This is a genomic window from Cupriavidus sp. H18C2 (genome assembly GCF_049393795.1).
Lineage (GTDB): Bacteria > Pseudomonadota > Gammaproteobacteria > Burkholderiales > Burkholderiaceae > Cupriavidus > Cupriavidus pauculus_C.
The window spans coordinates 225,336-246,101 of record NZ_CP186010.1 but is presented as its reverse complement, the minus strand read 5'-3'; the positions used below and the strand labels follow the sequence as shown (position 1 = coordinate 246,101).

Below are 20,766 nucleotides of genomic sequence, written 5' to 3'. Positions count from 1 at the left end.
AGAAGCACTTAGCGAATGAGGCTTCAAGGCGCCGGTGTAACAGCCGCAGCGATCAAACACCACCCTCTCCCCCGGCGCCGGCACGATCATCGCCTCCGGTGCCGGGGCGGCGGCGGGTGGTTCCACGCACGATGCCGCTGCAGCGGGGGCGGTTGGGGGGCTGGGTACTCAGTTCAATTGGCTGATGCATGTCCCCAAGGACCCGGGTATTCCGCCGACTCCGGCTGACCGTCAGGGGCAGAAATCTCCACCAGGAAAGCCGATTGACGGTGGCGGGGAGCGCGTGCTCACGGGCACCCCGGACGAGTCAGCGGCGAACAACAAGCTTCCGATGTATCAACCCATAGCCGATGCTGTCGATCGGTTGAAGGAGGCGGGTGATCTGCTTTCCAAAGTTGCTGGCGGTGTCTTGCCCAATCCGGTTGAGCCGGTGGAGGGGTTGGGGGCGATTTTCAGCGACCCTGGAAAGTACGATGTACTTACGAACCCCCAGGCAAAGGAAATTGTAGTCGCCAATGGTTGGTCTAAAACTAGTCCGGATAACGTAAAGAAAGCGGCAGGAGATTATCCAGTTTTTTATAATCCGAAGGATGGTTCGTACTATTCGCCGGATAAGACGGGTCGTCGCGCGGATAATGCATGGAAGATATTTGATGAGAAGGGAAATAGACTAGGTACGGCGATCTGGGATGGTAAACAGATGGTGCGCGTTTCGAAATGATAAGGTGAGTATAATTAATAAAATTCCGTTGATTCCACCGATAAAATTCGACGAGGATTCGACTCCGAGTTTCGATGCGGCTTTTACATGTCGTCGAGTCTCGTATTTTGATCATTTTCTAAGTGTCGCGGAAAATTGTAACTATATATATTATGAGTTGGCAAAGAGAAGTAACACTCTAGCTTCGTATTATGTGGCAGAGGATAGATTAATGTATTTATGGAGCTTTTTTGCAGGCCAAGGCAAGAACTTCACGATTCGATCTGGACGCATTTGTGAACTTGGAGATCTTGAAGACACAATAAAACTTGGCAAAGAGGTAATGCGAGAAATCGACGGATATTCTGTCTGCTTCGACGGCGCTGGGGTTATATGGGAGCCGGCGTATGACTTGACACATCTACTATGGCTCCCTAAAGGCGCCTCATGGACCACTGTCGAGAAATCGGTGGGTGCTTCAGGGCTCTACCTCTTGGATTAGAGCCTTAGGCCCGTTGTGGTTGCTCCCCCCGTGCCGGCAATGCCCAGACAGACCTTGGCGGCGACGCCTCCGGCGAGATCGGGAGCGCCATCGCGGCGGGCACGGTGCAGATCACCGACGAGGCCGGCCTACTGGCCAAGGCCGGCCAGACCGCCGACGAAACCCTCGCCAACCTGAACCGCGACACCGAAAACGCGAACGACAGCATCGACAAGATCTTCGACGCGCAGAAGGTCAAGGACCAGCAGGACCTGAACGGGATCAAGAGCGAGGTGGCGCAGCAGGCGGCGCCTTTGATTTACAACAAGGTCGGCGATGTGCTGGTAGGCAGCTCCCCCGGGACCAAGGCCGCCGTCCACGCGCTGGTGGGCGGCCTGATGGCCGAAGCCATCGGTGGCAATTTCACCGCCGGCGCGGCTGGCGGCGCAGCCGCCTCACTGGCCATGGAGGCGTTCGGCCAGGCCCTGCTCGACCAGAAAGACCTCAGCGGGTCGGACCGCAAGGCGCTGGTGCAACTGGCCGGGGCAATCGTGGGAGGGGCTGCGGGAGGAATTGCGGGCGGTTCGGTTGGAGACGCGGCAGCCGGGGCGAATGTGGGGAAGGTGGCGACGGAGAATAATTATCTGAACCACGTGGATCGCGAAGCCTTCGAGAAGGCCGCGGCCGCCTGTGGATCCGCCAATCCCAAGGCATGCCAGCAGGCGGAAATCTACGCCGAGCAGGACCGCAAGAACGACGAAAACCTAGCCGCCTCAGTGAACCGCTGCGAGCCGGGGGAAGATTGCAACGGCGTCGCGAGTTTCATTCTCGATCAGATGCAGGCGGCCGGATGTGGAACGAACTCATCCAGCGTCGATTGCAATAAGCTCGGTACGGCTTGGCTGGTGGCGCAGTCGAAGGCGCAGAGGCTGGAGGAGCCTCCGTTTGCATCGGAAGACCTGATTGGTCGACCAATCGGGTGCCTTTGTTAGCGGATGGAAGTTGAGTCCAGGAACCACACAGTTCGAGAGTTTTATAAGGAATGGTGTATTGCGATGAGTGTTGAACTCATAGACTGCTCACGTCAGTTCGTGTGTGGGAAAATAGAAACTGGAAAATTCGTCGACACATTTACGGAGAAATGGCGGCATGAACGTGATCTAGGGTTGCTTGAGGTGGATCCTCCAAACATTAATAGTGCTCTATCAACAATCTTCTGTTTGGTTGATCTGTATAATCCCGAGGCCGATCGCGAGGAGTATGAACTCGACAGCGCAGAGTTACTAAATAGGGTTGCGAACGTTCTCCGTAATCTTGATTCAGACGCGTGACAGGAGGTGAGCGGCAGTGCTATTCGACTGTAGAACCTGCTCCAGTTCTTGCCATCGTTCGTATCAACCCCCCTATCTCTGGCGGCGGTGACCTCGTCATTCGGTTCTCGTTCATCCAGAATGGCGGGCGGCGAATTTGTAAAACACTATCGAACTCTTTAATACCGGCATATCCGGTAGCGAGTTTCGTAGGAGTCATTATTCTATAGGTCTATGTGGAAGTGGGTTCTAAATATAGATGGCTCAATAAATGAGAAGAAAATGATGGGCGCAAGAGGAAGGAGGTTAGGTAAATGAAGTTTTTAGAAAACATTAAAGAAGTAATTGCACAACTAGCAAATTCGCGTGGTACTAGCATCGGCAAGATGCAGGATGATTGGGGGCTGGACTATACGAGAGATATGGATGTCGATTTTACGACAGATATGATAGAGCTCATGGAATTAATGCGCGTGCATCAAGAGGCCATAGCAAAAGGTGATTTGCTGACGGCTCGATGCGCTCTCGTGGAGGCGCAAGGATTCGCGCACAATATCAGTTCATTGTTCTACGCGCTGAAACAAGACCTCCTGCGGGCAGCCGAGGACGGACTTAATCGTACAGGAATGAAGAATCTGGATTGGCCTGAACTTCCGGATCGGTTTGAATACTCGCCGACATACCGGCTTCGAGAGGCAGAGAAGCTCATTTCATTTAACGGGAAGATGTATAAAAGGGATACCACATGTCATGAGTGGCGAGAGTGCCAATAAGTGGAGGATTTATTTTTAGACTGCTGATCAGCAGGGTGGAAGATCGCGGTGATTCCATGGACAGCGCACGGTCTCCGTTCTAACCTCTGGCCCCAGTAGATTATTACATCAATAATTTGAAACCCGATCCGGGGCGACGGTCGATCTCTCTGGATATTTCCAAGACCGGACGTCCGGTGCAGACGTGACGATTTGAGACGCGGCAGCCGGGGCGAATGTGGGGAAGGTGGCGACGGAGAATAACTACCTGAACCATACGCAAAAACGGGATCGCGCCGAAGCCATGGCCGCCTGCGCGGACAAAGCCTGCCGGGACAAAGTCCGCGCCGAATACGCCGCCGAATGGGAGAAGAACAAGCGGGAAGTGACGGACTGTTCGACGCAGTCAGAATGTCTGACGCTCGCGCGGGACCTGCGATTGGAACAACAGGCCCAGGGCGAGAGAATGGCCGAACTCCAGTGTGAATTCAACCGGTCAACGCAACGGTCTGATGGAATCGTTCTGCAGGTGTGTCGAAGTTTAATGTCTTTCGCGGCCGTTCATTGAGTTGCCTCGCTATGCCGTTGAGCTTTGCCTGGGAATAGATGGAGAGATCAGTGCCTTTTGGGAGGTACTGCCTCAAGAGGCCATTTGTGTTCTCGTTGGAACCGCGTTGCCAGGGATGTTGAGGGTCGCAGAAGTAGACCTTGATGTCGGTCGAGACGGTGAAGCGCTTGTGATCGGCCAGTTCTTTGCCACGATCCCACGTCAGGGATTTGTACAGTTCTTGTGGCAGCTTTCCAGCATGTTTGATCAGCGCGTTGACGACCGTCTCTGTGTCTTTGCTGGAGACCTTGAGCAGCATCACGAACCTCGTCTGACGCTCGACCAAGGTTACTATCTGGCTGTTGGCACTGCCGAAGAGCAAGTCTCCTTCCCAGTGGCCTGGTATCGCGCGGTCTTCAACGCTCGCAGGCCGCTCGCTTATTGAAACGGCATCACGGATTCTTCCGCGCTCATCGGTCTTCGCCGAGTAGTTCCGTGCGTGACGCATGATCCGGCACCGCCTCAGATGTGCGAGCAACTCCTTCTTTAGGGCGCCGCGGGCCTGGACATAGAGGCTACGGTAGATGGTCTCGTGTGACACCTGGTAGTCCTTGTTGACCGCATAGTCATGCTTGAGCCAGCCAGCAATCTGTTCCGGAGACCACCGCATCTTCAGTTTGGCCGCCACAACCTGTGCCAGCGCAGGATTTCTGACGAGCTTACAGGTCTTCGGACGGAGCGCGCGAACCCAGGCGAGTTCATCGGCTTGACTTGCGCGATAGCATTGGCTGCCGCCATTGCGCCGCAACTCCCGGCTAATGGTCGATGGGGCGCGCCCGAGCCGGCAGGCGATCGATCGGACCGACAGACCCGCCACTACCGAGCGAGAGATTTCTTCCCGTTCGGCGAGGGTCAGGGCAAGCCTGGAACGGTGTCGCGGTGACGGTTGAATGCCGCCGGACTTCGCCAGAATCCCTTGTACTGATGAATGGTACCGATCAAACAGCCGGGCGATCTGGTGAAGCGTGTCCCCTTTTCGCCACCGCTCCCACATTAGTGCCTTCTGAGTCTCGGTGTAGTAAATCCGGCGCCTTTGTTTCATTTGCAGCACCTCCACGGCTTACGCAGTGTCTAGTGTTGCATCGACCCATTGAATCCACGAGGAAAAAGGGCCTGGCAATTGGTCAGACGCAGAGAAGGCCGAGTACGCAGATATACGGTTTGGCGATGCCAGCCTAAATCAATTGCGAACCGTCGCTATCGCCAATGCAAATAAGCTGGCAGACGATGAGCCCATGGACCCGCAAGAGGTCGCCAGGCTGGTGGCGGATGTGGGGATTGGGGCGGCAGCGGGGATCGGGGCGACCGATAAATATTCCCCGAACGCCGCTAGGGTTGACAATATGAGGCAGCTCCTCTCCAGTGATGGATTTGGTTCTCAGTTGAACGGCGGGTCACGCGGAACGCCCAGAATTTACAAACGATCCAGGATATTCGTGGCGACAAAGGGCGTTGGTGAAAAGATTCGCACCGGCGATCAATTTTATATTGACAGCGCGCATATGAACCACCTTGAAGTCTTCGATAATAAGGGAAGGATTAGGGTCGTGCTTAATCCGGACGGCTCAGTCAATGAAGTTAAAACCGTGAAGGCAATAAAGGAAGGCAGGAGATTAAAATGAATAGTGGTAGCGGTTTTGAATCCATTCGGATTGCATTGTTGGATTTGGCATTATCTCGCGGTTTAGTTGAAGACCAGCTACGACAATTTGATGAGATGACGGGGAAATCTGATTGGACGTTGATTTTGAGTGACGATCTCGACAGAGCTTTTGAGAAAGATGTAGAACATTTGATGCGAGCAATGAAGTTGTTTGCTTTGGCTAGCCGTAAGAATGATGAACTTACTCAGTGTGTCGCCTTGATACGGGCTTCGATTTTTGCACACAAGTTGGAGGGATTTTTTGATGATCTGATGAGCGATTTGCGACGCGCCGCGACCAATCCAGATATGAGATGGCCAGAGATTCCAGACGGTTATAGTATTCCCGAGGAATATGGCTATGTTGAATAATTTTAGTGAAATGAAGGCGGAGACTCATTGAGAATGGTAATTCATTCGATACCCGCCCCGTAACTGGATCCTAACTCCTTTACAGCCAGTGGAATATTGCGAAACCGATTTTCCGAGGTTGCTTCGATGGCTACGTGAGTGCGAAGTGCAATAGTCAGATGACGATGAATATCAGGACATAGCGAGGATTTCACAGCGTCCGAGATGCAACTAGAAAGGCGCCGGTTTTTTTAGATCCTAATACGGGCGTTTATTTTTCGCCAGACAAGGCAGGCCATCGAGCGGACGAAGGATGGAAAGGCTATGACAAGCATGGAAGAAGGCTGGGAACGTACGTATGGGATGGAAAAGAGATGATTCGTGTAAGCAAGTAAAAAGGATGGTCATGAACCCCGGATCGATATTGAACCTAATTAAGTTCGACAAAGACTCATTTTTAAGTTTGGAGGATAATTTTTTACACAGAAGGGTCTCCTATTTCGATCATTTCTTAAGCAATGATGAATTTGACGAATGTCAATTTTTGTATTATCAGCTAGCCTTAGAAAGCGACGCGCTTCCTTCGTATATGGTGGCGGAAGAACGCTTGTTGGATCTCTGGGAGCGCCTTGCACGGGCAGGGAGAAACTTTACGCTCGCAGACGGGCGTGTCGACAAGATTCCAAGTTTGACCGAGACGATGGCGATCGGTATGAATGTGATGCGAGAAACAGGGGGTTGCTCGGTGTGTTTCGACGGTGCTGGCGTCGTGTGGGAGCCTTCTTTTGATTTGACGCATCTAATTTGGATGCCGAAGTCCTGGAGCTGGGAGTATGTCGAACAGATGGTGAACTCATCTGGACTTCATTTTTTGGATTGATGATGGCCGCATTTGTTTGAGAGTGTCGTCCGGAGACTAGAACGGATTCACGCTGGAACTGGCCGCGAGCCAGAACAAGGCGAAGGCGGACGGCAAATCGGTGACCCACCGGAACACCAGCGTCACGGCCACCGACAAGCTGACGATCATCAGCGGCCGCGACGCCAACCTCAAGGGCGCACAACTTATCGCCGACACCATCGGCGGCTCGGTGGGCCGCGATTTCAACATCGAGAGCCGCCCGGATACCGACGACTTCACCTCGCGCGAAACGTCATCGGGCATGCAGGCCAGTATCTGCGTGCCACCGTTCTGCGTCGGCACGACCGTCAATGCCAGCGGCACCCACACGCAAGGCAAGACCGACAGCACCTACAGCGCGGTCAGGGAACAAAGCGGCATCTACGCGGGCCAGGGCGGCTTCGACATCGAGGTCAAGGGCAACACCGACCTCAAGGGCGGCATCCTCGCCAGCACGTCGGACCCGGAGAAGAACCGCCTGGTCACCGGTACGCTGACCACAAGCGATATCGACAACCACGCGTCTGACCGAGGACGCTGTACGTCAATCTACGAGAATAATTTTGACTGATGAAGAAATCAGAAATCCAGAGGTGGTAAAAACGTTGACTAGCGATGGTTCAAATATTGCGGATTGGGGAAAATATACAACTCGCTCTATCCGATCGAATGGACAATCATTGCAGGTTCATTTTTATATGAATAATGCAACAGGAAAGATCGACTACGAAACTTCAGATTTCAAAGTTAAAGGAGTGGTGAATCCGTGATAGTCAAATACAAAGGTGGTCGTGGCTATGTTGGCGCAGTCGATCCATATTTTACAGTTGGTAAAGAATATATTGCATTGGGAATGTCATTCCGCACCGATGGGCGTGAGTCTACGGTTTCCATCCTATGCGACGAAGATCGAAGCCCAGTTCTAATTGAGTTGGCGTATTTCGATATTGTCGATAGTTCTATACCACCTAACTGGGCGGTTATCCCATTCGAGGCAGTGGGATATGGCCTGAGACCAACCGAATTCGGAGGAGATTTTTGGGATAGGTTTTATGATGGCGACCTACGTGCCGGATCGGTGTTATCCGAGGTTGTCCGGAGAGCCGAGAAATTTCATGGATGGAGTTCTCGGCCTTCGGCCAATGACTAACCGCATACTCTTTTGGAGAGGTAAGGGGAGCCGTGTATGACTTGACGCACCTGCTTTGGATTCCAAAAGGCGCTTCGTGGACCACAAGGAACAGTTTATGGCGATTTCAGGGCTGTACCTCTTGGAGTACGGCTCGGCCCGGAATGGATACCACGGCATCGGGTTGGCAATGGAATAAATTGCAACTTATTGCAGATTTTGATTCCGAGAAACCCGTCACGGGCCAATTGGTAGAACCAAAATCAATCCCGAGGAAGAGTACGCCGTAGTGTTATGACGATAATTTTCGATAAAGATAAATGTGAGCATCTCGACGAATGTATATCGTTGCTGGAAGACATGGTCGAGGGCCGTGTTTCGTATATTGAGGGTGCTGATGCGATGATCCGCTGGTTTGAAAGCCAAGGATTATCGATCTTCGACTCCAAGGATTTTTATATGTTCTTGCTGATTCAATCGGAAACTGATGCCTTACCTAGGCACGCGCAACGCAAGTTCTGGTCGGAACAGGCACTCAAGGATCCAGGAACCACACATTTCGAGAATTTTATAAGGAATGGTGTATTGCGATGAGTGTTGAACTCCTAGACTGCTCACGTCAGTTCGTGTGTGGGAAAATAGAAACTGGAAAATTCGTCGACACATTTACGGAGAAATGGCGGCATGAACGTGATCTAGGGTTGCTTGAGGTGGATCCTCCAAACATTAATAGTGCTCTATCAACAATCTTCTGTTTGGTTGATCTGTATAATCCCGAGGCCGATCGCGAGGAGTATGAACTCGACAGCGCAGAGTTACTAAATAGGGTTGCGAACGTTCTCCGTAATCTTGATTCAGACGCGTGACAGGAGGTCAGCGGCAGTGCTATTCGACTGTAGAACCTGCTCCAGTTCTTGCCGTCGTTCGTATCACCCCCCCTATCTCTGGCGGCGGTGACCTCGTCATTCGGTTCTCGTTCATCCAGAATGGCGGGCGGCGAATTTGTAAAACACTATCGAACTCTTTAATACCGGCATATCCGGTAGCGAGTTTCGTAGGAGTCATTATTCTATAGGTCTATGTGATTTGAGAGGCAGTCAACTGCCCCCATCCCCAAAACTTGCATTCTCTCCCTCAAAACACCACCCTCTCTCCCAGCGCCGGCACAATCACCGCCGTTGCCGCCCCCACCCCCAAGGCGCCGTCCGACATATGTTGTTTTCAGATAACTCCTACCTTCGTTGGCAAATCGCTGTAGATTCGGCTCTTTTCTCTGCTGTTCTGGTGCTGGGAAATGACCCAGAAGTATCTGGGTCAGCATCGGATGCCACATGAACCACTTAGAAGCATTCGATAAATTTGGAAGTTTTAAGATGGCAATAAATCTCGATGGCACAATCAACCCCCTTAAGACCGAGAAGGCAAAGTTGGAAGGGAGAAAGTTGAAATGAGTCAAGATGCTGATTTTGACATGATTCGCGTTAGATTACTTAGTTTGGCGAGGTCGCGAGGTATTGGCGATGCGCAGTTACAGCATTTTGATCCTGAGACCGGCCGTTTCGATTGGAATATTGACTGGGCAGATAATCTTAATGAGATATTCAAGGTGAATGTAGCCACTTTACAGGAGGCCATGAAGCTCTTTGATTTATCGACGAAAAAGGGAGATATGCTAGCTCAGCGCGCCGCGTTAGTCAGCGGTTCGGTTGCCGCGCATAGCTTAAAGTCTTTCTTCGAAGCTTTAATGGACGATCTTCATCGTGCATCAAGCGATCCTGCGATGGGGTGGCCAGATTTTCCAGACGATTATAAAATCCCTGAGGAATATGAAAAGCGCGACTGATAAGACGAGTGGATTGGATATGAGCCATTGGGGGCAATAATCCCACTCGCCCAGATCGGCATTAATACATTCGATAGAGACAAATGGGCGCATGTCGATGAATGTATCCCCGGAACGCCTCGTTGATCCAATAAAAAAGCCCCGGCACATGGCCGGGGCAAAACTCCTGAGAGAAGATTCCCAATCAGCTCTCCAGCACAACCCTGTTGTGGATATCAGGCTTCATAGGCCGTTTCGCCGTGCGACGTGATATCCAGGCCCTCGCGCTCCTCTTCTTCCGGCACGCGCAGGCCAATCAGCATGTCCACCAGCTTGTAGGCAACCAGCGCGACCACGCCCGACCACACCACCGTGGTCAGCACGCCTTCGAACTGGATCCAGAGCTGGCCGGCGATCGAATAGTCGTCCGCCACCTTGTTGGCCACGTAGTCGTAGATGCCCACGCCGCCCAGGCTCGGGGCCGCGAACACCGCGGTCAGCAGCGCGCCGACGATGCCGCCCACGCCGTGCACGCCGAACACGTCCAGCGAGTCATCCATGCCCAGCATGCGCTTCAGGCCGCTCACGCCCCACAGGCACAGCAGGCCGGCCACAAGGCCCATCACGATCGAGCCCATCGGGCCGACGAAGCCGGCGGCCGGGGTGATTGCCACCAGGCCGGCCACGGCGCCCGAGGCACCGCCCAGCATCGACGGCTTGCCCTTGCCGATCCACTCGCCGAACGTCCACGACAGCACGGCGGCGCAGGTGGCCAGCAGCGTGTTGACGAACGCCAGCGCGGCGCCGCCGTTGGCTTCCAGGCCCGAGCCGGCGTTGAAGCCGAACCAGCCGAACCACAGCAGCGATGCGCCCACCATCGTGAACGTCAGGCTGTGCGGGCGGATGGCTTCGCGGCCAAAGCCGATGCGCTTGCCGAACATGAACGCGCCCACCAGGCCGGCCACGGCGGCGTTGATGTGCACCACGGTGCCGCCCGCGTAGTCGAGCGCGCCCTTCTGGAACAGCCAGCCCGACTTGGCCGTGGCCGCGGTGGCGGCGGCGGCATCGGTGTAGGCGTCAGGACCCGGCCAGAACCAGACCATGTGGGCCATCGGGATATAGGCGAACGTGAACCAGAGCACCACGAACACCAGCACCGCCGAGAACTTGGCGCGCTCGGCAAAGGCGCCGATGATCAGGCCGCAGGTGATGCAGGCAAACGCGCACTGGAACGCGAAGAACACCAGTTCCGGGATCACCACGCCCTTGCTGAACGTGGCCGCCACGGCGTCGACGTTCAGGCCCTTCATGAATAGCCGGTCCGTGCCGCCGAAGAACGCGTTGCCTTCCGTGAACGCGAAGCTGTAGCCGTAGATGGCCCACAGGATCGCCACCAGCGAGAAGATCACCAGGCACTGCATCAGCACCGACAGCATGTTCTTGGACCGCACCAGGCCGCCGTAGAACAGCGCCAGGCCCGGCAGCGTCATCAGGATCACGAATGCGGTGGCCACCAGCAGCCAGGCCGTGTCGCCCTTGTTGGGCACCGGGGCCGGCGCGGCGGCCGGTGCGGCTTCTGCCGGGGCCGCGGCCGCGGGCGCTGCCGCAGCGGCTGCCGGGGCGGCAGCGGGGGCGGCGGCCGCTGCCGGGGCCGATGCCTCGGCGGCGGGCTTGTCCTGCGCCACGGCATGGGTGGACAGGCCGAGACCGGCCGTGCCGAGCGCCAGCGCCATCGCGCCAGCCGTCAGGAATCGCTTGAACCAGGTTTTCATGTGTCTAACCTCTGTCTCTCGTAGTTCTGGTGTCACAGCGCATCGCCGCCGGTCTCGCCGGTGCGGATGCGGATGACCTGTTCGACGGGCGCGATGAAGATCTTGCCGTCGCCGATCTTGCCCGTGCGGGCCGACTTCTCGATTGCCTCGATGGCGCGCTCGACCACGTCGTCGGGTACCGCCACCTCGATCTTCACCTTGGGCAGGAAGTCGACGATGTACTCGGCGCCCCGGTACAGCTCCGTGTGGCCCTTCTGGCGGCCGAAGCCCTTGACCTCGGTCACGGTGATGCCGGACACGCCCACGTCGGAGAGCGCTTCACGCACCTCGTCGAGCTTGAACGGCTTGATGACTGCAATGATGAGTTTCATTGGGATTCTCCTTGGGGGCGGCTTGTCGGGTCATGCCGCCCGGCTCCGGATGTGTGCTGTTTGGAATCAGAAAGTCTTGGTAATGGATGCCCACGCCGCGGCCTTGCCCAGATAGCGGCCCCGGTTGGCGCTGGTGTAGAACGACTCCTTGGCGTTGGTGTCGACATAGGCCACGGACAGCGCAAAGCCCTTGCCCAGGTCCTTGGTCAGGCCGATCTTCCAGTCGGTGTACGACGCGTCGCTGTGGTGCGTCACGCCCTGGTAGCCCACGTGGGCGTTCAGCGTCAGGTCCCAGAAGTTCAGCGGCACGTTGGCGGTCAGGTCGACGTAGTAGCTGTTCTTGCTGTCGTCGATGCCGAACAGGTTGGTCACCGCGTGCGAGTACTTCAGGAACACCGGGCCCCAGCCGATGCCGGCGTAGAGCTCGGTCGTGTACGGCCGCGTGGTCGTGTAGCCGCCCGGGTAGAAGTACTCCAGCACGCCCACGTCATAGTTGAATTCCTGGCCGCCCAGCGCGAACTTGTTCTTGTAGCCGCCGTAGAAGTCCATCTCGATCGGCGCCGACACCGACGAATCGGCGTCTTCCAGCCAGCTGATGCTTGAGTTCCAGTTGCCGATGTAGAAGCCGCTCTCGTGCGCGTAGTCGAACCCGCCCTGGATGGCCGGACGCAGGTTGGTCTGGCTGATGCCGCGATAGCGATAGTCGGAAACCACCGACACGTTGGCCGTGAAGGTGTGCGGCGATGCCGGCTCCGCGGCCGGTGCGGCTGCAGGCGCGGCGGCGTCCGGGGCGGTCTGGGCCAGTGCCACCGGGGCTGCCAGGCTGAGCAGAAGGGCAGCGGCGCTGACTGCGAGGCTCGACGTCTTCATCTGGTTCTCTCCTTTTCCTTGAAATCTTCGCGGGCTCGTTCTTGAGGGACTGCTGCTTGCCTTGATGGCTTGTTGCTTTTGGGTCTTGACGCTCCTGGCTCTGGTACTGCAACTGCCGTGCCAGGGCAGGCGCCCCGTGGCGGCGCACGGACGCGAACAGTTGGGAGAGGTGGCCGGGCGCCCGCTTCTCCACCCGGCGGGGCGGCCCGCGGGCGGCGCCGCGGCGGGCAAAAGGCGTTAAAAGATGTGTCCGGGCCTTGCTGGCGCTTTCATGGCGGCCGATCACGCGCCATAATCCGCGTCATGAAGGGTCAAGTGCTGCGCGCTTGGCGTCCCGCCGGCCAGACCGGGCCCGGGCACGGTCGACCGGGTCGCCGCGCCCCACTCAGGTGCATCGACCGGGGATACCGGTGTGCGGGAGGACCGCCCCGGACGCCCCATGGCGGTGCATCGCGGGTGCCAGGCGGCGTAGCCGCCGCCGGCCGCTGACCCGAACGATCCAAATTGGTCAACACAGGAGCTTCACCATGAAACCGACCGATCTCTTCAACGACCTGCAGCAGAAGGTCAGTGAAGCGCTGCGCAACTCGCCGGCCAAGGACATCGAGAAGAACGTCCGCAGCATGATGACCCAGGGCTTTGCGCGCCTGGACCTCGTCACGCGCGAGGAATTCGACGTGCAATCGCAGGTGCTGGCGCGCACCCGGGCCCGGCTGGAGGAGCTGGAAGCGCGCATCGCCGCGCTGGAAGCCCGCGGCAGCGGCGGCATCCCGCCCACCCCTGGGGTATGAGCCCCGGCGCCCAGCCACCCACGCATCGCCAGAAAGGCCACCGGATTCCGGTGGCCTTTTTCTTTAACACTTCCGCAAACGTATGAGCCTCGCAGTCCTGCGCAGCCGCGCGCTGAACGGCATCGACGCGCCGCCCGTGTCCGTCGAAATCCACCTGGCGAATGGCCTGCCGGCCTTCAACATCGTCGGGCTGGCCGACACCGAAGTCCGCGAAAGCCGCGAGCGCGTGCGGGCGGCGCTGCTGAACTGCGAGTTCGAATTCCCGAACCGCCGGATCACGGTCAACCTGGCGCCGGCCGACCTGCCCAAGGAGTCCGGCCGCTTCGACCTTGCCATCGCGCTGGGCATCCTGGCGGCCAGCGGCCAGTTGCCGGCCACCGCGCTGGACGGCTTCGAGTTTGCCGGGGAGCTGTCGCTGGCCGGCGACCTGCGGCCCGTGCGCGGCGCGCTGGCAATGGCGATGGGGCTGGCACGCGACAACCGCGCCCGGTTGGCGGCCGGCGAGCCCGCGCGCGCGTTCATCGTCGCCACCGACAACGGCCCGGAAGCCGCACTGGTCGATGACCTGACCGTCCACGCCGGCGCCACGCTGCGCGACATCTGCCACCACGTTGGACTACTGCCCGAGCACCCGCTGCCCCGCGCCCGGCCGGCCCCGCCCGCCACCGACCCCGGCACCACCCCCGACATGCGCGACGTGCGCGGCCAGCTACAGGCCCGCCGGGCCATGGAAGTAGCCGCCGCGGGCCAGCACTCGGTGCTGCTGGTGGGCCCGCCCGGCACCGGCAAGTCGATGCTGGCGCAGCGTTTTCCGGCCCTGCTGCCGCCGATGACCGAAACCGAGGCGCTGGAAGCCGCCGCCGTGCTGAGCCTGACCCCGGGCGGCTTCCAGCCGTCGCAATGGGGCCGGCGCCCGTTCCGCAGTCCGCACCACACGGCCAGCGGCCCGGCCATGGTGGGCGGCGGCGGCAATCCGCGCCCCGGCGAGATTTCGCTGGCGCACCACGGCGTGCTGTTCCTCGACGAACTGCCCGAGTTCGACCGGCGCGTGCTCGAAGTCCTGCGCGAGCCGCTGGAAACCGGCCACATCACCATCTCGCGCGCCGCCGCACAGGTCGACTTTCCCGCCCGCTTCCAGTTCATCGCCGCCATGAACCCGTGCCCATGCGGCTACCTGGGCCATCCCACGCGCATGTGCCGCTGCACGCCCGACCAGGTGCAGCGCTACCAGTCGCGCATCTCCGGCCCGCTGCTGGACCGCGTGGATCTACAGATCGAAGTGCCCGCCCAGAACCACCGCGACGTGCTGGACGGCCCGCCCGGCGAACCCAGCGCCGCCGTCCGTGCCCGCGCCATGGACGCCCGCGCGCGCCAGATTGCCCGCCAGGGCACGCCCAACAGCGAACTGTCCGGCCGCCAGATCGACGCCCACTGCCCGCTGACCACCGACGCCCAGGCCCTGCTGCGCGGCGCCATGGAAAAGCTGGCCTGGTCCGCCCGCGCGTACTTCCGCGTACTGAAGGTCGCCCGCACCATCGCCGACCTGGCCGACGCCGACACACTCGACGCCGGCCACGTGGCCGAGGCCATCCAGTACCGGCGGGTGCTGCGGACGGGCTAAAAAACGCTCGGAAACAAAAAAGCCCGCGAAAGCGGGCTGATGTCCTTACACCGGCGGTTCCACCGGCGGCGGGGGTGGGTCCTCGATGGGTGCCTGGTCCGGCGGGAAGCCGGGGGGCGGGGGTTCGCCGGGGGGCGGTTCCCGGTGGGCGTTCAGGCCGGCATCGCGCATCTGGGTCTCCATGAATTCCAGGTCACTCCCATTGAAGCAAAGGCCGGCGCACTATGCCAGCGGCTTGCGGCTTACGCGTGGTGCCGGCGCACGAAGAACAGCGCCGTGCCCACCGCCACCAGCACGCCACCAAAGAAGCGGTTCTGCCAGCGTACGGCGCGCGCGTTGCGGAACAGGCCCTGCATCCGCGATGCCAGCAGCGCGTAGCCGTGCATCACGATCAGGTCCACGCAGCACATCGTGGCCGCCAGGATGGCGAGCTGGATGGCCAGCGGGTGGCCCGGGTCGATGAACTGCGGCAGCACGGCGACCATGAAGATGATGCCCTTGGGGTTGGTCACGTTGGTCAGCAGGCCCGTGGCGAAGCGCCGGCGCCGGCTCATCCCGGCCACGCGCACCGTGCCCGGCTGGCCGCCGGGGGCGTCGGCCGGGGCCGTCTCCACCCGGGCGCGCCATTGCTGGACGCCCAGGTAGATCAGGTACATCGCGCCGATGGTCTTGACCACCAGGAACGCCTGCTCGGACGCCAGCAGCAACGCGCCCAGCCCGCCGCCGGCCACCAGCAGGATGATGACCAGCCCGGTCTGCAGCCCCAGGATCGTCGTCGACGTCTTCTTCAGGCCATACGACAGCCCATGGCTCATCGACAGCACCGCGCCGGACCCCGGCGATACCGCGATCACCCAGCACGCGGCGAAATAGGCCAGCCACACTTCCCAACGCATCACTGCACTCCTCGATCCAGAAAAATGGTCAAAACGGATGAAAGCCGGTCAGGAACTGTTCGACCTGCTCGGCCTGGCGCGTATCGCGCGCGGCGTCGCCGGCTTCCAGCACCACGGCCTGGTAGACCCGTGCGCCCGACGCCACCAGCCGGGCGGTCAGCCGGCGCGGCGCCTTGTCCTGCGGCGAAACACCGGCGACGGTCAATTCCATCCCGTCGAGCGACACCGGCGGCTGGGCGGCCGACATCACCGTGACCGGCCGCGCGCTGGCCGGCTGGCCCGGCTGGGCGCCCAGGTTGGCCAGCAGCCCGGCCTGCATGGCGTCCAGCGCCTCGCGCCGCAGCGCGGCGTCGTCGCTGGGCAGCGTCACCACGCCCACGGCGAACAGCGTGCCGTCGATATTGGCCGCCTCCATCGTCATGGGCAGCTTGCGCCCCGCGATCGACACGTCGCGGGCCGCATTGGTCGGCTTGGCCGGATACAGCGCCGCGTACTTGCCGTCGCTGGACACGATCGTGCGCCAGTCATAGCGCGGCGTGCAGCCCGCGAGCGCCAGCCAGGCGGCGGCCAGCAGCAGCAGGTGGCGCAGGCCGGGGCGGAAATGGGACGGGAACGGGGTCGGGGGCATCGGCAAGGTCGGCGCGATCGGGCGCAAGCCGCTATTATCCGGGAAGCCGCCCGGCCGCGCATCGCGCACGTTGCACCCGATGCCGCTGGCGGGCCGCCGCAAGTTCGTGAGGTGCCCATGTCCGTACGCCCCCTGCCCCGTTTCCTGTCTTCCGCGTTCGCCGCCGTGGCGCTGCTGGCCTGCGCCGGCGCCGCTGCCGCCACCGCCCACCTGCCGCCCGTGACCGATATCGGCGCCCAGTCCGCCGCGGCCGCGCGGCATGGAGAGCCGCTGGTGGTGCTGGTCAGCCTGCCCGGCTGCAGCTACTGCGACACGGTGCGGCGCAACTACCTGGGTCCGCAGCTCGCGGCCGGCGAGATTGCCGCGCGCGAGATCGACATGACCGCCGACACGCCGATCCGCGACGCCGACGGCACGATGACCACGGCCCGCCAGTGGGCCAGCGCGCGCAATATCTCGGTGGCGCCGACCGTGCTGTTCCTCGACCGCAACGGCCGCAACCTGGCCGCCCCGCTGCGCGGCATGCAGGCCGATTTCTACGGCGCCTACCTGGAGCAGGCCATCGACGAGGCACGCGCCAAGGTGACCGCCAAGTCCGCCGCCCGCCCCTGAACCGGCCAGCGCGGCGAATTGCCGCAGCCGCGCACCGCCGCCCCGGCCGCGCTGCCGACGGCGGCGCCCGGCGGTAGAATGGCCGCTGTCCGCCGCCGGCTTCCGGGCCCTGGCCCCCAACCCCGTCATCCCATGTCCAATACCGCAACCCCCGCCCGCCCCGCGCGCAAGCGCTGGCCCATCGTCGCCGCGATCGTGATCGCCGCGGTGCTTGGCGTCTTTGGCTACCGGGCGATGACCCCGGCCAGCAGCGTCCCAGACGCCACCTTCACGCTGCTGTCGGGCCAGAAGGTCAGCACCGGCGACCTGAAGGGCAAGGTCTACCTGGTCAACTTCTGGGCCACGAGCTGCGTCACCTGCGTCAAGGAAATGCCGCAGATGATCGACACCTACAAGCAATACAAGGACAAGGGCCTGGACTTCGTGGCCGTGGCGATGAACTACGACCCGCCGATGTATGTGGCCAACTACGCCAGGACGCGCGAGCTGCCGTTCAAGGTGGCGATGGACTCGGACGGCTCGGCGGCCAAGGCGTTCGGCGACGTGCAACTGACGCCGACCACGTTCGTCGTCGACAAGAACGGGAAGATTCTCAAGCGCTACGTCGGCGAGCCCGAGTGGGACGCGCTGCATAAGCTGCTGGACGGCGCGCTGGCCAGCGCGGCCTGACGTAGCCGCCCCCCGAGCCAAAAAGGTGCCCATGCGGCACCTTTTTTGTTGCGCAGGCGCGCCGCGGGCGTCTGCGGCTTGCCAGCCAAAGCTGTATGGATATACAGTGGGCGCCAGATTTTTCTCATCCCGCCCAATCCCATCGCGCCGTGTTGCCGGATCTCGTCCCCGAAGTTGCCCCGGATAACGCCCCGGAAGCCGCCCCCGATGCCCACGCCCCGGCCGGGGCCGGTTCGTCCGAGGCGTCCGAGGCGCCCGCCTATCTGTCCAAGCTGAACCCGGAACAGCGCGCCGCCGTGACGTACGCGGGCGACGCCCCGCTGCTGATCATCGCCGGCGCGGGGTCGGGCAAGACCAATACGCTGGCGCACCGGGTGGCGCACCTCGTGGTCGGCGGTGCCGATCCGCGCCGTATCCTGCTGCTGACGTTCTCGCGCCGCGCCGCCGCCGAGATGGGGCGCCGCGTCGAGCGCATCGTCGAACAGGCGCTGGGCATCCAGTCCGGCGCGGGCCGCGCGGCGCTGCAGTGGTCGGGCACGTTCCACGCCATCGGCGCCCGGCTGCTGCGCGAGTACGCCGAGACGCTGGGCCTAGCGCCGACCTTCACGATCAGCGACCGTGGCGACTCGGCAGACCTGATGCACGTGGTGCGTCACGACCTGGGGCTGTCCGAGCAGGCGTCGCGCTTCCCGCGCAAGGAAACCTGCCTGGCGATCTATTCGCGCGTGGTCAACACCCAGTTGCCGATCGACGTGGTGCTCAAGACGCAGTTCCCGCGCTATGCGATGTGGGCCGACGCGCTCAAGACGCTGTTCGCCGCCTACGTCGAGGCCAAGCAGAAGCAGCAGGTGCTGGACTACGACGACCTGCTGCTCTACTGGGCGCAGGCGATGACCGAGCCCGCGCTGGCGCGCGACATGGGCGCGCGCTTCGACCACGTGCTGGTCGACGAATACCAGGACACCAACGCGCTGCAGGCGTCGATCCTGCTGGCGCTGAAGCCCGACGGCCGCGGCCTGACCGTGGTGGGCGACGACGCCCAGTCGATCTACGCCTTCCGCGGCGCCACGGTGCGCAACATCCTTGATTTCCCCGCGCAGTTCACGCCGGCCGCGCAGCAGGTGACGCTGTCGCAGAACTACCGCTCCACGCAGCCGATCCTGCAGGCCGCCAATGCCGTGATCGGGCTGGCCGCCGAACGGTTCACCAAGGACCTCTGGTCGCTGCGCGAGTCGGCGGAAAAGCCGGGCGTGGTGGTGGTGAACGACGAGGCCGACCAGGCGCGCTACGTCGTCGAGCAGATCCTGGCGCGCCGCGAGGCCGGGCTGGCGCTGATGCAGCAGGCCGTGCTGTTCCGCGCGGCCGACCACAGCGCGCAGGTGGAGATCGAACTGGCGCGCCGCAACATCCCGTTCGTGAAGTTTGGCGGCCTGAAATTCCTGGAATCGACCCACGTCAAGGACGTGATGGCCGTGGTGCGCTGGCTGGAAAACCCGCGCGACCGCATGGCCGGCTTCCGCACGCTGCAACTGCTGCCCGGCATCGGCCCCAAGACGGCCGCGCGCGTGCTGGAAGGGCTGGAAGCGGCCACCGAGCCGCTAGTGGCGCTGGAGGCGTTCGAAGCCCCGCCCGCGACCGCGCCCGCCTGGCACGACCTGCTGGCGCTGGCGCGCACGCTGATGGCGCCGGCGTCGCCGTGGCCGTCGGAGTTCGAGCAGGTCATCGCCTGGTACCAGCCGCATCTGGAACGCATGCACGACGACGCCGCCGCGCGCCAGGCCGACCTGCAGCAGATCGAGCGCATCGCCGCCACGTACGCCTCGCGCGAGCGCTTTCTGACCGAGTTGACGCTGGACCCGCCCAGCGCATCGAGCGACGAATCGGGCGTGCCGTCGCGCGACGAGGACTACCTGATCCTGTCCACGATCCATTCGGCCAAGGGCCAGGAATGGAAAGCCGTCTACGTGCTCAACGCCGTGGACGGCTGCATGCCGTCGGACCTGGCCACCGGCACCACCGAGGAAATCGAGGAGGAACGCCGCCTGCTGTACGTGGCCATGACGCGCGCGCGCGACCATCTGGACGTGGTGGTGCCGCAGCGCTTCTACGTCCACAACCAGGTGGGCTTCGGCGACCGCCACGTCTACGCGTCGCGCACGCGCTTCCTGCCGAACCGCGTGATGCCGAATTTCTACAGCCGGTCCTGGCCGCCCCCGCCCATGCCCGGCGAAGGCCAGCCCAAGCCCGCGCTGCCCCAGGTCGACCTGGCTAGCCGGATGCGGGGGATGTGGAAGTAGCGGGGAGCCAGGCCAACGTTTTCGCTGAGTTTTCGCTGGGTTTTCGCTCCCCTCTCCCGCCTGCGGGAGAGGGGTTGGGGGTGAGGGCCGGGGTGTCGGGATGCCACGGCGGCTGTTTGCACCGCCTGGCCCTCTCCCCCGGCCCCTCTCCCGCGATGCGGGAGAGGGGAGCAAACCTGGGAGCCAGGCCAACGTTTTCGCTGGGTCTTCGCTCCCCCTCTCCCGCCTGCGGGAGAGGGGGTTGGGGGAGAGGGGCCGGCGTGTCGCGATGCCACGGTGGCTATTTGCACCGCCTTGCCCTCTCCCCCGGCCCCTCTCCCGCGATGCGGGAGAGGGGAGAAACCCGGGAGCCAGGCCAGCGTTTTCGCTGGGTTTTCGCTGAGTTTTCGCTGAGTTTTCGCTCCCCTCTCCCGCCTGCGGGAGAGGGGTTGGGGGTGAGGGCCGGCGTGTCGAGATGCCACGGTGGCTGTTTGCACCGCCTGGCCCTCTCCCCCGGCCCCTCTCCCGCGATGCGGGAGAGGGGAGCAAACCTGGGAGCCAGGCC

23 protein-coding genes and 1 pseudogene are annotated in these 20,766 nt (G+C 61.2%); 18 read left to right on the top strand and 6 right to left on the bottom strand.

The features are described from left to right. Window positions 1–184: 184 nt before the first annotated feature. From EPAKOI_RS01170 to EPAKOI_RS01150, 5 genes and pseudogenes are all read left to right on the top strand, one after another. Window positions 185–721, top strand: coding sequence for a hypothetical protein (locus EPAKOI_RS01170; RefSeq protein WP_423192768.1), 537 nt, complete (start codon window positions 185–187; stop codon window positions 719–721). Between the two features lie 585 nt (window positions 722–1,306). Next, window positions 1,307–2,173 (top strand): VENN motif pre-toxin domain-containing protein, encoded by an 867-nt coding sequence (locus EPAKOI_RS01165; protein WP_423192767.1) that lies wholly within the window; start codon window positions 1,307–1,309, stop codon window positions 2,171–2,173. Between the two features lie 3 nt (window positions 2,174–2,176). After that, a complete protein-coding gene (locus tag EPAKOI_RS01160) occupies window positions 2,177–2,512 on the top strand; it encodes a colicin immunity domain-containing protein (RefSeq protein WP_423192766.1) in 336 nt (111 codons plus the stop codon). Between the two features lie 293 nt (window positions 2,513–2,805). Then, window positions 2,806–3,264 carry a hypothetical protein gene (locus EPAKOI_RS01155; RefSeq protein ID WP_423192765.1) on the top strand — a complete coding sequence of 153 codons (459 nt, stop codon included), beginning with the start codon at window positions 2,806–2,808 and terminating at the stop codon, window positions 3,262–3,264. A 196-nt stretch (window positions 3,265–3,460) separates the two neighbouring features. After that, window positions 3,461–3,811: pseudogene (locus EPAKOI_RS01150) on the top strand (VENN motif pre-toxin domain-containing protein); the annotation flags it as partial. Here the strand turns inward: EPAKOI_RS01150 and EPAKOI_RS01145 are convergent. Beyond that, a complete protein-coding gene (locus tag EPAKOI_RS01145) occupies window positions 3,732–4,892 on the bottom strand; it encodes an IS30 family transposase (protein ID WP_423193469.1) in 1,161 nt (386 codons plus the stop codon). The pseudogene EPAKOI_RS01150 and the gene EPAKOI_RS01145 sit on opposite strands and share 80 nt — an antisense overlap. 193 nt (window positions 4,893–5,085) lie before the next feature. Between EPAKOI_RS01145 and EPAKOI_RS01140 the strand changes: the two genes are divergently transcribed. From EPAKOI_RS01140 to EPAKOI_RS01105, 8 genes are all read left to right on the top strand, one after another. Beyond that, entirely contained in the window at window positions 5,086–5,472 is a 387-nt protein-coding gene (locus EPAKOI_RS01140; RefSeq protein WP_423192764.1) for a hypothetical protein, read from the top strand. Continuing rightward, window positions 5,469–5,864: a hypothetical protein gene (locus EPAKOI_RS01135; protein ID WP_423192763.1), complete on the top strand. Its 396-nt coding sequence runs from the start codon at window positions 5,469–5,471 to the stop codon at window positions 5,862–5,864. The genes EPAKOI_RS01140 and EPAKOI_RS01135 overlap by 4 nt, the downstream gene beginning before the upstream one ends. Window positions 5,865–6,249: 385 nt before the next feature. Further along, window positions 6,250–6,723 (top strand): hypothetical protein, encoded by a 474-nt coding sequence (locus EPAKOI_RS01130; protein WP_423192762.1) that lies wholly within the window; start codon window positions 6,250–6,252, stop codon window positions 6,721–6,723. Between the two features lie 52 nt (window positions 6,724–6,775). Next, window positions 6,776–7,315 (top strand): hemagglutinin repeat-containing protein, encoded by a 540-nt coding sequence (locus EPAKOI_RS01125; RefSeq protein ID WP_423193468.1) that lies wholly within the window; start codon window positions 6,776–6,778, stop codon window positions 7,313–7,315. After that, the gene (locus EPAKOI_RS01120; RefSeq protein WP_423192761.1) at window positions 7,308–7,514 is read left to right on the top strand and encodes a hypothetical protein; all 207 of its coding nucleotides are present in this window, start codon (window positions 7,308–7,310) and stop codon (window positions 7,512–7,514) included. Before EPAKOI_RS01125 ends, EPAKOI_RS01120 begins: the two co-directional genes overlap by 8 nt. Window positions 7,515–8,221: 707 nt before the next feature. Continuing rightward, a complete protein-coding gene (locus EPAKOI_RS01115; RefSeq protein ID WP_423192760.1) occupies window positions 8,222–8,467 on the top strand; it encodes a hypothetical protein in 246 nt (81 codons plus the stop codon). Next, window positions 8,464–8,739 carry a colicin immunity domain-containing protein gene (locus EPAKOI_RS01110; RefSeq protein WP_423192759.1) on the top strand — a complete coding sequence of 92 codons (276 nt, stop codon included), beginning with the start codon at window positions 8,464–8,466 and terminating at the stop codon, window positions 8,737–8,739. The genes EPAKOI_RS01115 and EPAKOI_RS01110 overlap by 4 nt, the downstream gene beginning before the upstream one ends. A gap of 581 nt (window positions 8,740–9,320) precedes the next feature. Beyond that, window positions 9,321–9,716, top strand: a complete 396-nt coding sequence (locus EPAKOI_RS01105; RefSeq protein ID WP_423192758.1) for a hypothetical protein — start codon at window positions 9,321–9,323, stop codon at window positions 9,714–9,716. Between the two features lie 215 nt (window positions 9,717–9,931). Here the strand turns inward: EPAKOI_RS01105 and EPAKOI_RS01100 are convergent, their stop codons facing one another. The 3 genes from EPAKOI_RS01100 to EPAKOI_RS01090 form a co-directional block, all read right to left on the bottom strand. Further along, window positions 9,932–11,467, bottom strand: coding sequence for an ammonium transporter (locus EPAKOI_RS01100; RefSeq protein ID WP_313837497.1), 1,536 nt, complete (start codon window positions 11,465–11,467; stop codon window positions 9,932–9,934). A 32-nt stretch (window positions 11,468–11,499) separates the two neighbouring features. Continuing rightward, window positions 11,500–11,838 carry a P-II family nitrogen regulator gene (locus EPAKOI_RS01095; protein ID WP_124682595.1) on the bottom strand — a complete coding sequence of 113 codons (339 nt, stop codon included), beginning with the start codon at window positions 11,836–11,838 and terminating at the stop codon, window positions 11,500–11,502. Between the two features lie 66 nt (window positions 11,839–11,904). Beyond that, window positions 11,905–12,708, bottom strand: a complete 804-nt coding sequence (locus EPAKOI_RS01090) for a TorF family putative porin (RefSeq protein ID WP_124682596.1) — start codon at window positions 12,706–12,708, stop codon at window positions 11,905–11,907. 527 nt (window positions 12,709–13,235) lie between these two features. Here EPAKOI_RS01090 and EPAKOI_RS01085 point away from each other — a divergent pair. Then, window positions 13,236–13,499 (top strand): accessory factor UbiK family protein, encoded by a 264-nt coding sequence (locus EPAKOI_RS01085; protein ID WP_124682597.1) that lies wholly within the window; start codon window positions 13,236–13,238, stop codon window positions 13,497–13,499. 82 nt (window positions 13,500–13,581) lie between these two features. Further along, the gene (locus EPAKOI_RS01080; protein WP_423192757.1) at window positions 13,582–15,120 is read left to right on the top strand and encodes a YifB family Mg chelatase-like AAA ATPase; all 1,539 of its coding nucleotides are present in this window, start codon (window positions 13,582–13,584) and stop codon (window positions 15,118–15,120) included. Window positions 15,121–15,362: 242 nt separating this feature from the next. Here the strand turns inward: EPAKOI_RS01080 and EPAKOI_RS01075 are convergent, their stop codons facing one another. Both EPAKOI_RS01075 and EPAKOI_RS01070 read right to left on the bottom strand, forming a co-directional pair. Further along, window positions 15,363–16,016: a LysE family transporter gene (locus EPAKOI_RS01075; RefSeq protein WP_423192756.1), complete on the bottom strand. Its 654-nt coding sequence runs from the start codon at window positions 16,014–16,016 to the stop codon at window positions 15,363–15,365. Window positions 16,017–16,044: 28 nt separating this feature from the next. Next, complete coding sequence (locus EPAKOI_RS01070; protein WP_423192755.1) at window positions 16,045–16,644, bottom strand: hypothetical protein; 600 nt, start codon at window positions 16,642–16,644, stop codon at window positions 16,045–16,047. A gap of 117 nt (window positions 16,645–16,761) precedes the next feature. Here EPAKOI_RS01070 and EPAKOI_RS01065 point away from each other — a divergent pair, with 117 nt between their 5' ends. The 3 genes from EPAKOI_RS01065 (at window position 16,762) to EPAKOI_RS01055 (ending at window position 20,222) form a co-directional block, all read left to right on the top strand. Continuing rightward, window positions 16,762–17,256: a thioredoxin gene (locus EPAKOI_RS01065; protein WP_423192754.1), complete on the top strand. Its 495-nt coding sequence runs from the start codon at window positions 16,762–16,764 to the stop codon at window positions 17,254–17,256. 132 nt (window positions 17,257–17,388) lie between these two features. Continuing rightward, entirely contained in the window at window positions 17,389–17,925 is a 537-nt protein-coding gene (locus EPAKOI_RS01060; protein WP_124682602.1) for a TlpA disulfide reductase family protein, read from the top strand. Window positions 17,926–18,020: 95 nt separating this feature from the next. Beyond that, the gene (locus EPAKOI_RS01055; RefSeq protein WP_423192753.1) at window positions 18,021–20,222 is read left to right on the top strand and encodes an ATP-dependent helicase; all 2,202 of its coding nucleotides are present in this window, start codon (window positions 18,021–18,023) and stop codon (window positions 20,220–20,222) included. Window positions 20,223–20,766 lie beyond the last annotated feature (544 nt).